The sequence below is a fragment of the Seonamhaeicola sp. MEBiC01930 genome (genome assembly GCF_045277075.1).
In the GTDB taxonomy this organism is placed as follows: domain Bacteria; phylum Bacteroidota; class Bacteroidia; order Flavobacteriales; family Flavobacteriaceae; genus Seonamhaeicola.
This window is the reverse complement of record NZ_CP104270.1, coordinates 254,135-266,275: the sequence shown is the minus strand read 5'-3', so window position 1 is coordinate 266,275 and position 12,141 is coordinate 254,135. Positions and strand designations below refer to the sequence as shown.

Here is a 12,141-nt window from a genome sequence, read left to right as displayed (position 1 = left end):
AATAGCAATTCAAATATATGAAAAATATCAAGGCAATCGTTTAAAAGTTAAAATATTCGACGAAATGCAAAATATACGTTTTAAATCTTATGAGAAAATTTTGCAGAATTTATTGTGTTTTGAAAGCTTATTTTAATTAATTAATACTTTTTTAGATACTATTTTACCTTCGAATTCCAATTTAAGAATATAGTATCCCGTCCTTACATTATTAATTTTTTGCTCTAAGAGTTTTACTCTGGAGTTTATTTTTGAGTCCATTATGGATTGTCCTAAAATATTGTACATTCCTAAACTTTCAATGCTTTTTAAACTTGGGTTTAATACGATTAAAGCTCTTTTTTCTTTGGAATAATATAGTTGTAAGCTTTCATTGGATTCTTGTTCTGTTGACAATTGATTAGAGTTATTATTAAATAATATCTCAAATCTTTCTAAATGCTCTCCTGCATTAAGTATGGTTTCGTAATTGCCTAGTTTTAAATTATGATGAATATTTAATTCTTTATCATGTAAAATAATGTCTAAATTATTTGTAATGTTTTCTATTGTATCTATACTAAAAGTAGCAAGCCCTTCTTTATTTATTTTTGTTCCGAGAGGTAACACTGTTGTGTGATTAATTGTATCAACAGCTTGTATGATTAGTTTAGAATTTGATAGTGTCCAAAATAAATCTTCCTTATTATCCTCAATTAAAAGGCCATCATAACCCAAATCAAAATTATTTGAAGCATTTTTGTCTGAACCAACTAATAATTGACGTTGATAACCATCAGGGGAATTAAATGAAATCCTTAGTTTTTGTCTTAAATCATTTATATTTTGATTTGATTCTTTTTTGAAAACACGCTGACTATTTTTAAATAATATATTACCTCCAATAATTGGTTGGGAGATACCAGGATTATTTGACTCCACTAAATTATCATCTAATGAGGCTGATACTGTAAACCCACGCCCTACGGGAATGTATCGTGTAGGTAATTTTGGTTGAGCCATTTCATGATTATTGATTTTTTCAAGATGATTTAAAGAACACACACCCCCCATTAAAGTATACATGGCATAACCCCCTTCGTATTCAGATGAAATATGAGAATTATTAGCATAATGTTCCCAGAAATAGATTGTGCCATTAATAATGTTTCCTTCTTGGTTGGTTCCTCCATCCTCAATACCCATGTTATCCAATAAAAATGAGTTAGCATCAATTGATGAAGGGTATGGGTTACCAACTAAATAATCATTGTTTTTAACAATATTTAGGTTTATATTTCCATTATGTGGAAGTCCGTTGAAGGTGTAATTTTGCTCAGGAGCTGTTGTACCAGGGCCTTTCATTGTAAACCCTTCTCCTGCAGAAATTGCTCCTGTACTTCTAACATGCTGCCATTGTGAATATTGGTTGTTTGGGTTATGGGCAAATTTCCATATCCAATAGTCAGCATTTTGCACTGGTGCTTGGGTACCATTATATCCTGACGTTAAAAATCCAACATTGTTTATAACGTTTTTGGTTGTATAACTAGCGTTAACGGAAGGTGATACAGGAGATGACCAATGATTGTAAACATAGGTGTCTGAATCTCCTTGTTGATCCCTTTCTAAACTTCCCGAACTTGTGGAATCAAGATCACAGTTGGTTGTTTGGATTAATTGAGATTCTCCTTCAAGATCAATAGTTCCATTTAATTTCAGGTAATGTGATATTGTTAATGAATAGCCTGTATTCTGTTCTGTGTTCCCAACAATTTGTAAATCACTATCATTAATAATTAAACCTAAAACCGTTCTATTTCCATTACTATCAGTAGGGATAAAAGAGGTGTCTGCATTGCTCATTTGAACATTATGATTTATCTCAATAATGTTATAATCTATAGTGTTTTTGGTATTTATTTCAGATTTACTACCTGGTAAATATTGTAAGTTTCCATTAACCCATGTGGTTTCATCATCCCAATTACCATCTTGTGCCGTTTTGTATGGAAGAGGGGCAGTTTGATAATCAATATGATTGTAATTAATCATGGATGCGTCATTTCTATTAATAGATTCATCTAATATACTTCCAAAAACCATTTTGTTCATGGGATAATAGGCTATTAAATGACTCCATGAAATAGTTCCTATTTCGTTTTTTGTTGTTTTGGTTGGCAAAATTTTGCCATTTACATAAAGATTGTTGTTTTTTTCGATTTCCTGATTCATAGTATATTGAATCTGTTCTTCAGTGAGTGGTAAATTCCATATACGTATTTCATCAATAGAGCCGTCAAACTTTTGTTGCCTTTTTATATGGTGAGTCGCACCTATAATGAAGTGCCCATCTGAAGGCGTATGCATTTGGTTCATATTGCTATTTTGAACCTCTAAACTACCATTAATAAAGAGGTTAGCTAAATTTGTGTTTGAGTTGTAGGTTACTGCAATATGCTGCCATTTATTATCAGGTAAAGCGTTGGAGGATTGTAAAATGTTATTTGAAGAGTCATCTGGATTTTTCCATTGCATTAGAACCTGATTGTTGGAATTTATTGCAAGTGAATATCCGCTGGTATAGTTTCCGTCTATTTCTAAACCCGAATCAAAATTCCGTTTTGATATTAAATCAAAATCTCCTGATTTTTCGCTTCTTTTTACCCAAACGCTAATAGTAAAATCGGTGTTAGAAAGGTCATTTACATTACCTGCAGTTAGGAAGGTGTCTAAGTTATTGTCAAAACTTAGAGCTCTTTTCCTTTCTTCGGTAATGGAGGTGGAACCAAATGTTATAAATTTTGTGCCCTCAAAGTAAAAGTCAACTTCTAATGAATTGCCAATTGTTTTCATTGTGGTAGACGTTACGTTAGAAGTGAAGTTAGCATCATTTGCAATAATCATAACATATTCATCATTACCAGAGTTGGTTGAAGAAACCATACTTAAGGGTACAGAGAGTTTTATGGTTGGAACCGAATCTGTAACTACAATTTTCCAGATTCTTTCAATAGGTGTAGCATGTACAAGTGTATTTACATCTGTAGAAGAGCCAAAATTTTTACTAATAATGCTGCCTGGTGTTGTACTGGCATTATTGTGTCCCCACATTAAAAAGGTTTTATCTGCAAAGAAATTGTTTGAATTTAAATTATTTGAATGGGCTATTTCTTTTATACCTATTGTAATATCATCAATGGTATTTGCAGACTGTTTTATGTTTTGATTAGCATTATCATCTCTACCAATACCAGATATATTGTTGTTGAAACCTAAATTTGCTGATGCATTCCAAATAATTCTTCCATCAGAATCTGAATAATCTTGTCCTGTCAATTTTCCATAAAAAAACAGGAAAAGAATAATTATGATGTATTTTGAAAGGACATAAACCTTTTTCATAAGTAGTTGGTGTTTAGTTAGGGGGCTAATAACCAATTCAAAAATAAATAAAAACTCTACAAAACGCAAATATAATCGATAAAAAACACTTTACGTTAACATATTAGATACATATGTAAGTAAAAACTTCTTTATTTTAGTTTTATGATTTAAAAATGAAACTTGAATAAGGTAGTGTTTGACTAATATTATTGAGCGATTTCAAGAAATTAATATTAATAAAATAAGGTTTTAAAGAATTCCAACCATTATTAATGGGGTATATAACCTTATGGAAATAAGTGTTTATTTCACTAAAAACATACCTAAAAATACAGCAATAAAACCCATAATAAAACTACCAATGGTGTAAACTGCAAAACTTGTAAAGTCTCCAGACTTCAAAAACACGTGGTTTTCATAAGCAAACGTGGAGAAGGTTGTAAATCCACCACAAAATCCAGTTGCTAATAATAAAGTTTGACTTTGACTTAAAGAGTTATTTTTAGCTGCTAAACCAAGGATAATTCCAATAAGCAAACTCCCTAAAATGTTAGCAGCAAAAGTACCGTATGGAATTCCCGTTTGAGTGTTGTTTAAATATTTTCCAATAATATAACGTAGGGCACTACCTATGCCGCCACCTAAAAAAACTAATAAAAGTTGTTTCATAAACTATTTAATAGGTATGTATATTTCAGTTACCCAATCTGCTGGATTAGGAAAGTTGCCAGGGTCGTTAGTATATATTTCAAAAGGTTTGACATCTAACAATTCTAAACTGTTTTCTGCTATATGCTTCATGCTAGCTTCCCAAGCTTTTGGTAAATTATTATAGTTTCCTTTTAAAGTAGTTTTTAGCGTTTTGGTTTTAGGTATAAAACCACAAAGTATCTCACTTTTATTTTCAACAGAAACCTTATTCATTACGGGAATAGCATTACTCATAATAATATTTCCAGTTTCAGGATTCATTTCATTATAAATAGTAAATGGCATACCGTTAGCTACAATATTATTTTTTGCCATATATCCCATAATTTCACCGTATTGTTTACCCATTATTTCGCTAATATTTGTTCCTGTGGCTGATGTTGTTTTGTACATAAAAAATCCACCGCCATATTCTGTAATACCATTAATATTAATGGAGTAAGCTTTTAATCGTATTGAAACAATACTGTCTAGTTTTTCTAAACTACGTTCATAATATGGACCAATTTGTTTTTCCATGCCTCCAGTAAATGTAGCAAAAGCTTTAAAACCAAAAGGAAGGTCTTTGCCTTTAATGGTCCAGGTAACATCAGTAGCACCATCATCAGTGGGTTTAAATGTCCAAGAAATATCAGATTTAGGGAATTCACCAAATTGCATTTCTTGTTGAATACTAGTGTTAGGTAAAGCTTCAATATTAGTCATGGTGCCAATTCCATCTTCATCTTCCCAAGTATAAGAACCTCCAATACCTTTAGTTTTTTCGCCATAACTAATTTTTATATTTGGGTTTTCTTCTACCCAGGCCGACCAATCAATCCAATTTTTAAAGTCTATTACATTAGAATAAATAATAGGAGCAGGAGCTTTTATTGTTCTTGTTCGAGTAACTTCAAAAGAGTTGGGTTGCACAGCAATGTATATGGCTGTACCAATAATCACAATTAACAAAAGAAACAAAATGTATTTAAATATTTTCATTTTTCTACGTTGAAAAAGATTAGATATTCAAAGATAGTCAATCATCTTTCATTTCGGTTAATAAATTATTACATTTGCGAATATTTAATTATGAATTTTCATATTATATACTGTTGTGGTATTAAATAATAATTAAAATATGGTATTTGTTAAATTATTAAAAGAGTATTAAATCAAATAAACTTTCAAAATGAAACTAAGATTTATTTTAAATGTAGTATTGGTATCTGTTTTTTTGTTTGGATGTGGTAAAGAGAGGTCTGAAAAAGCTCAGGAAACATTAGAAATTAAGGATACGGAAAAGTTTAACTATAATGTTGAACAATTTGCAGACTTAAAAATTTTAAGGTATCAAATTCCAGGTTGGGAACAATTAACCTTAAAAGAGCAAAAGTTAGTATATTATTTAACTCAGGCGGGTTTAAGTGGAAGAGATATTATGTGGGATCAAAACTACCGTCATAATTTAGCTATTAGAAGTGCCCTTGAAAATGCATATACTTTATATAAAGGAGATAAAGAGTCAGGAGATTGGAAGGCCTTTGAAGTTTATTTAAAGCGTGTTTGGTTTAGCAACGGTATTCATCACCATTATTCCAATGACAAATTAAAACCAGAGTTTTCTTCAGATTATCTTAAGCAGCTATTTGCAGATACAAATACTGTTTTAGAAGGAGAAGCTTTTGAAGTTATTTTTAATAACTCTGACGCAAAAAAAGTAAATCAGGGAAAAGATATTGATAATGTAGGACTTTCTGCTGTTAATTTTTATGGGCCTAATGTAGCCAATTCTGATGTTGAAAGTTTTTATGCTGCAAAGCAATCACCAGACCCAGAAAAACCATTGTCATTTGGGTTAAATTCGCAGTTGGTAAAAGAGAACGGGGTTGTTAAAGAAAGAATTTATAAGTCTGGAGGTTTATATGGTGCTGCTATTGATGAAATTATTAAATGGTTAGAATTAGCTAAAGGTGTTGCTGAAAATAAAGCACAGGGAGATGCTATTGGTTTGTTAATTGAATACTATAAATCAGGTGATTTACAAATTTGGGATGATTATAATGTGGCTTGGACAAATGCAACCGAAGGAAATATTGATTATATAAATGGGTTTGTTGAAGTATATAATGACCCTCTAGGGTATAGGGGCTCTTATGAAATGATTGTTCAAATAAATGATTTTGACATGTCACAAAAAATGAAGGTACTATCTGATAACGCACAATGGTTTGAAGATAACTCATCAATTATTGATACTCACAAAAAAGCCAATGTTGTTGGAGTAACTTATAAAGTAGTTAATGTTGCAGGTGAAGCTGGAGATGCCTCACCAAGTACTCCAATAGGCGTAAATTTACCAAATGCCAATTGGATACGAGCCACTGTTGGTAGTAAATCTGTTTCCTTAGGTAACATAACAAATGCTTACAATAATGCGTCAAGTTCTGGGCGCTTAAAAGAGTTTGTTCATGATGAAGAAGAGTATAAATTGGAAAAGAAGTATGGACAATTAGCAGATAAACTTCATACTGCTTTGCATGAGGTAATTGGACATGCCTCTGGAAAATTAAATCCTGGTGTTGGAGAAACTAAGGAAACATTAAAGAATTATGCGTCTACCTTAGAGGAAGGTCGTGCAGATTTGGTGGCCTTGTATTATTTATATGATAGTAAGCTTCAGGAACTTGGATTAGTTGATGATTGGAAAGCTGTTGGAAAGGCTGCTTTTGATGGTTATATACGAAATGGATTAATTATGCAATTGATTAGATTAAATTTAGGAGATGATGTTGAAGAAGCGCATATGAGAAACAGGCAGTGGGTAAGTGCCTGGGTTTATGAAAAAGGAAAAGCAGATAATGTTATTGAAAAAGTATCTAAAGATGGTAAAACTTATTTTAATATTAATGATTATGATAAGCTACGTAAACTTTTTGGTGATTTATTAAGAGAAACGCAACGTATAAAATCTGAAGGCGATTATGCAGCTGTTGAGGCTTTGGTTGAAGGTTATGGCGTTAAGGTAGATCAAGCAATTCATTCTGAAGTTCTTGAAAGAAACAAACAATTTACATCAGCTCCATATTCTGGTTTTGTAAACCCTGAATTGGTAGCAGAAAAAAATGAAGCTGGAGATATAATTAGTATTAAGGTGAGGCAACCAGAAACATTTGTAGGACAAATGTTAGATTATAGTAAAGATTATAGTTTTTTATCTGATGTAAATTAAAACGTAATTTAGAAAAAATAAAAAAACAGAATCTTTTTTAAGGTTCTGTTTTTTTATTTACACTAAAAACTAATAATAATATGTTAATTACCAGTAGGATAGAGATAATTAAAAGTGATTTCATTTTAATTCAGTTTGGTTTAGTTATTAATAAGATGTTAGAGATAATAAAAGGTTGCGTCAAAAAGCATCTTTAATTATATAACAGTTTTCAACAAAATATTCCTAGTTTGGCGTAAATATTTATTAGAATTATTTAAAAAAGAATTTTATGGCAGCAATAAAAAGAATAAAAGCAATGAATGCAATAAGCATCCAAAAACTTCCGGCATAAAATCGTTTATGAAGTTTTAAATCTTTTCGATAAGTGAAGGCAATAATTATAGCAAAGACTATAAAAAATAAAATACCAAAAATCCATTGCCCTTTACTAAACATATAATTACTTTTATGCAAAAGTAAATGAATTTTTTATTTTTAAAAATTTAGATTTACAAAAGTAATTTGAACAAAATAATCATATTTATGAAAGACAAAATAGAAGCTGTAAAGGCATTTCATACCGCATTTAAAATAGGTCATAGAGAAATACCCAAGGCTGATTTGGGAAGTGAAAAAAATACCCTAAGGTATAAGCTAATGCGTGAAGAGAATGAGGAGTATTTAGATGCAGCTAATGATGGTGATTTAGTTGAAGTAGCCGATGCTTTAGGAGATATGCTTTATATTTTATGTGGAACCATAATTGAACATGGTTTGCAATATAAAATAGAAGAAGTTTTTGAAGAAATACAAAGAAGCAACATGAGTAAATTAGGGGAAGATGGAGAGCCAATTTATAGAGAAGATGGTAAAGTATTAAAAGGACCAAATTATTTCAAACCAAATATTGAAGCTATTCTTAAAAAATAATTTAGTTGACATTAACGGTAGATATAAAAAAAGAGAAGCAATTTAGCTTCTCTTTTTTTATATCTAATCTTATTAATCAACTTTAAAACGCCATCCAAAAGGATCGTCAGATTTGTTGGTTTGAATATTAGTAATTTGTTTCTTTAAGAAATTAGCATAAGTATCATCAAGTTTAGGTAATTCGTAATCAACACCTTTAAAACCAAATGCTGAAATTGGAGAAACAACTGCAGCTGTACCTGCTCCGAACATCTCTTTTAAAGTACCATTTTTAGCCGCTTCAACTACTTCCTTAACGGTAAGTTTCTTTACTTCTACGTTTATGCCTTCATGTTTAGCAAGTTCAATAATACTTTTTCTTGTGATGCCATCAAGAATTCTATCACTTGTAGGAGCTGTAATTAATGTGTCATTAATTCTAACAAAAATATTCATTGCTCCTGCCTCTTCAATGTATTCATGTGTGTTGTCATCAGTCCAAATAACTTGATGATACCCTTTGGCTTTAGCCAACTGAGTTGGATAAAATTGACCTGCATAGTTTCCTCCAGCTTTTGCAAAACCTACACCGCCATTTGCAGAACGAGAATACTTCTCTTCAATAAGAACTTTTACATCTCCAGAAAAGTATGGGCCTGATGGTGCGGTACAAATTATAAATTTATACTCATCTGCAGGAGATGCGTGAAACCCTTGCCCTGAAGCAAAAACAAAGGGGCGAATATATAATGAACTTCCGTCTTTTTTAGGAATCCAATCTTTATCCAACGCTAAAAGAGACTTTAGACCTTCCATGAAATAATCTTCTGGAAGTTCAGGAATAGCTAATCGCTTTGATGAAATATTTAATCGTTTGCAATTATCTAATGGACGAAACAACCAGACATCTTCATTATCATCTTTATATGCTTTCATTCCCTCAAAAACAGATTGTCCGTAGTGGAAAATCTTTGCAGAAGGATCTAACATGATAGGTTGGTAAGGCATTATTTTCGGAGCTTGCCATTTACCTTCTTTAAAATCACAAACCAACATATGGTCTGAAAACACACTTCCAAACTTCAAATCATCAAAATCTACTTCGTTTATTTTTGTAGACTCTGTTTTTATAATCTCTATGTCATTGATTATAGTACTCATAATCCATTTTTTTATTAGACAAAGTTAAATAAAAAGGTTTTTAAAAAAAGGGTATATTTACATAAATAGTTTGAAAAGAGAAATTATCATTACTGCAGACGGTTCTACTTCTATTCATATACCAGAATGGAATGAACAATATCACTCTAAACATGGTGCTATACAGGAGGCATATCATGTGTTTATAAAACATGGATTGCACTTTTTTTGTCATTCAGAAAGTCAAAATGAATTGAGTATTCTGGAAATTGGGTTCGGTACAGGTCTCAACGCTTTTATTACATTATTGGAGTCTGAAAAACTATATACAAATGTTAAATATGTTGGGGTTGAAGGGTATCCTGTTTCTTCTGGAGAAATAAAACAATTAAATTATACTTCAGAATTACAATCAGAAGAATTATTATTTGAAAAATTACATGGTGTTTCATGGGAAGAAAAACATCAGATATCCAAATATTTTAATTTAACAAAACAGAATAAGTTTTTTGACAAAATTGAAGATGTAGACACATTTAATATTATTTATTTTGATGCCTTTGGGGCTAGGGTTCAACCGGAATTATGGACGGAAATTATTTTTAAAACGATGTTTAGAGCTTTAAAGATAAAGGGAGTTTTAGTTACTTATTCTGCTAAGGGAAGCGTAAGAAGAGCAATGGAATCTGTTGGTTTTCAAGTAGAAAAATTACCTGGGCCTCCAGGTAAAAGAGAAATGTTAAGAGCTGTGAAATTAAATTGTTAAACCTTACTTAAATAGCTTTAAGAAAGGAATTTCGTTTTGTAACTTTATTGTATGAGGGTATTAATAACAGGAGCTACAGGATTAGTTGGACAGGAGATAGTAAAATGTTGTCATGAGCAGGGTATTGCAATTAATTACCTAACTACTAATAAATCTAAAATAGAAAACAGCAATGACTATCAGGGATTTTATTGGAATCCAAATAATCAGGAAATTGATAAAGATTGTTTTAAAAATGTGGCTGCGATCATTCATTTAGCAGGGGCTTCAGTTTCAAAACGTTGGACTTCAGAATATAAGAAAGAAATAATATCTAGTAGGACTAAAAGTACTGCTTTGTTAGTAAATACTTTAAAAGGAGAATCACATATAATTAAACAGGTGGTTTCAGCAAGTGGTATAAGTATATATCCAGACTCTTTAGTCAACTATTATAGCGAGTCATTTAAAGAATTTAACAATGCCTTTTTAGGGAAAGTTGTTGAAGATTGGGAAACAAATATAGATGCGTTTTCTAAATTAGGTATTTCTGTTTCTAAAATAAGAATTGGACTTGTTTTATCTAATAAGGGTGGTGCTTTAATTCAAATGGTTAAGCCTATTAACTTTGGTCTAGGAGCTGCTTTTGGAAATGGAAAACAATGGCAATCTTGGATTCATATTAATGATTTGGCTAAAATGTTTATATTTTTAATTAAACATCAATTAATTGGTGTTTATAATGGTGTAGCTCCAAATCCTGTCACAAATAGGGAACTCACAAAAACTATAGCCAGCATTTTACATAAGCCTTTATTTTTACCAAATATTCCTAAATTTATAATGAAGACAGTTTTAGGAGAAATGCATATGCTTTTATTTGAAAGTCAGCGTGTGAGTTCCAAAAAGATAGAAAGTAAAGGTTTTTGTTTTAAATATCACCATTTAAAGCCTGCTTTAGAAAGTTTATTGTCTTCTTAATTTTTTACGAACTTACTAGTGAATGTAGGTAGGTTATTATTATTAAAATTAATAAAATAAATTCCAGATTTAAGTTTAGAAGTTACAATAATAGAATTGCCTAATGCTTCTTGTTTTAATACTTGTTTACCTGTAATATCATGAATTGCTATATTATCAAATTCTATCTTGTCTAAGTTCTTAATAAATAAATCATCACTAGTTGGGTTGGGGTAGAGTATTATGCCGTGTCTATTAATTTCTTCTATATTTAATGTGGATGATTCCTCAACACTAAAATTTGCAAATAATACTTCTTCATCTCTTAAATCTTGAGCGTTATTTAAACTTCTATAAATCCCCCACTTCGGTCGAACAAATTCCGCATCTATTTGCCAGTTTTTTGTAGCATTGTCTGTGTAGGTTAGTAATATTGATTGATCACTTACTCTTTTAAGTTCAATGGAGTAAGTTCCCGCATCTGGACTTGAATTAGTGCCATATTTAATAGTTTCAGTGGCCTCAACCCACTCACCTTTAAAAGGAGCAAGGTCAGTTTGAATTAAAGTAGTTTGAGAATTAGTTTCGGCATACCTTAATTCTATTCTGTCTGGAGTAGATTTTCTGCAAGTTAAGGTATACATTGGCATACTTGAATAAAGGCCCCCAACAGATTTTAACTGGTGTATATGTGTAAAATTTGGGGATACTTGAAATCCCGCATCTAATTTAAATTTCCATTTATAAATTACCGTTTCACCTTCAACACCTTTTAAATTGTCAGGTGACTTGTCATAAGTTTTAATTTCGTTACGCTGACGGTCTGTTGAACCATTACATCTATCTGTATCTGTAGCTACGTGCAAATAAAATCTGAAAACATTTATTCCTAAAGTAGCATCAAACAGCTCGTCAATATGCTGAAAAGTTGGTGTATGACTACAATCTGGCTCTTCAACAGCATCATATCCCGGAGCAAAAACGGAATTAATTAAGTCATAAGTGTCTACTCCTCCTGATCCATCTGCATCCAAAAGCACTTGTGCATATGATAATTGGGTTAGAATAATGCAAAATAAAAAAGTAAATAATTTAAATTCCTTCATTGGTTTACCAG

General features: G+C 31.1%; 9 protein-coding genes. 4 read left to right on the top strand and 5 right to left on the bottom strand.

Translation table 11 applies throughout. The annotated features are described in order from the left end of the window. Positions 1 to 132: 132 nt before the first annotated feature. The 3 genes from N1F78_RS01330 to N1F78_RS01320 all read right to left on the bottom strand — a co-directional run bounded on the left by N1F78_RS01330 (position 133) and on the right by N1F78_RS01320 (position 5,058). A complete protein-coding gene (locus N1F78_RS01330) occupies positions 133 to 3,384 on the bottom strand; it encodes a LamG-like jellyroll fold domain-containing protein (RefSeq protein WP_406684400.1) in 3,252 nt (1,083 codons plus the stop codon). Positions 3,385 to 3,669: 285 nt separating this feature from the next. After that, a complete protein-coding gene (gene crcB, locus N1F78_RS01325; protein ID WP_406684399.1) occupies positions 3,670 to 4,035 on the bottom strand; it encodes a fluoride efflux transporter CrcB in 366 nt (121 codons plus the stop codon). A 3-nt stretch (positions 4,036 to 4,038) separates the two neighbouring features. After that, positions 4,039 to 5,058 (bottom strand): GyrI-like domain-containing protein, encoded by a 1,020-nt coding sequence (locus N1F78_RS01320; protein ID WP_406684398.1) that lies wholly within the window; start codon positions 5,056 to 5,058, stop codon positions 4,039 to 4,041. A gap of 190 nt (positions 5,059 to 5,248) precedes the next feature. Between N1F78_RS01320 and N1F78_RS01315 the strand changes: the two genes are divergently transcribed. Together N1F78_RS01315 and N1F78_RS01310 are read left to right on the top strand one after the other, a co-directional pair. Further along, entirely contained in the window at positions 5,249 to 7,288 is a 2,040-nt protein-coding gene (locus N1F78_RS01315; RefSeq protein WP_406684397.1) for a dipeptidyl-peptidase 3 family protein, read from the top strand. A gap of 525 nt (positions 7,289 to 7,813) precedes the next feature. After that, positions 7,814 to 8,200, top strand: a complete 387-nt coding sequence (locus N1F78_RS01310; protein ID WP_406684396.1) for a hypothetical protein — start codon at positions 7,814 to 7,816, stop codon at positions 8,198 to 8,200. A gap of 72 nt (positions 8,201 to 8,272) precedes the next feature. Here the strand turns inward: N1F78_RS01310 and N1F78_RS01305 are convergent, their stop codons facing one another. Then, the gene (locus N1F78_RS01305) at positions 8,273 to 9,340 is read right to left on the bottom strand and encodes a branched-chain amino acid aminotransferase (protein ID WP_406684395.1); all 1,068 of its coding nucleotides are present in this window, start codon (positions 9,338 to 9,340) and stop codon (positions 8,273 to 8,275) included. A gap of 70 nt (positions 9,341 to 9,410) precedes the next feature. Between N1F78_RS01305 and mnmD the strand changes: the two genes are divergently transcribed. Then, the gene (gene mnmD / locus N1F78_RS01300; protein ID WP_406684394.1) at positions 9,411 to 10,085 is read left to right on the top strand and encodes a tRNA (5-methylaminomethyl-2-thiouridine)(34)-methyltransferase MnmD; all 675 of its coding nucleotides are present in this window, start codon (positions 9,411 to 9,413) and stop codon (positions 10,083 to 10,085) included. Between the two features lie 51 nt (positions 10,086 to 10,136). Further along, positions 10,137 to 11,045 (top strand): TIGR01777 family oxidoreductase, encoded by a 909-nt coding sequence (locus N1F78_RS01295; RefSeq protein WP_406684393.1) that lies wholly within the window; start codon positions 10,137 to 10,139, stop codon positions 11,043 to 11,045. Here N1F78_RS01295 and N1F78_RS01290 read toward each other — a convergent pair. Beyond that, on the bottom strand, positions 11,042 to 12,130 hold the full coding sequence (locus tag N1F78_RS01290; RefSeq protein WP_406684392.1) for a T9SS type A sorting domain-containing protein: 1,089 nt from the start codon (positions 12,128 to 12,130) through the stop codon (positions 11,042 to 11,044). The two genes, N1F78_RS01295 and N1F78_RS01290, sit on opposite strands and share 4 nt — an antisense overlap. Positions 12,131 to 12,141 lie beyond the last annotated feature (11 nt).

Bases quoted from the DNA above. Each gene is read 5' to 3' on its own strand.
- N1F78_RS01330 (WP_406684400.1), bottom strand. From the start codon at position 3,384: ATGAAAAAGGTTTATGTCCTTTCAAAATACATCATAATTATTCTTTTC.
- crcB (WP_406684399.1), bottom strand. From the start codon at position 4,035: ATGAAACAACTTTTATTAGTTTTTTTAGGTGGCGGCATAGGTAGTGCC.
- N1F78_RS01320 (WP_406684398.1), bottom strand. From the start codon at position 5,058: ATGAAAATATTTAAATACATTTTGTTTCTTTTGTTAATTGTGATTATT.
- N1F78_RS01315 (WP_406684397.1), top strand. From the start codon at position 5,249: ATGAAACTAAGATTTATTTTAAATGTAGTATTGGTATCTGTTTTTTTG.
- N1F78_RS01310 (WP_406684396.1), top strand. From the start codon at position 7,814: ATGAAAGACAAAATAGAAGCTGTAAAGGCATTTCATACCGCATTTAAA.
- N1F78_RS01305 (WP_406684395.1), bottom strand. From the start codon at position 9,340: ATGAGTACTATAATCAATGACATAGAGATTATAAAAACAGAGTCTACA.
- N1F78_RS01295 (WP_406684393.1), top strand. From the start codon at position 10,137: ATGAGGGTATTAATAACAGGAGCTACAGGATTAGTTGGACAGGAGATA.
- N1F78_RS01290 (WP_406684392.1), bottom strand. From the start codon at position 12,130: ATGAAGGAATTTAAATTATTTACTTTTTTATTTTGCATTATTCTAACC.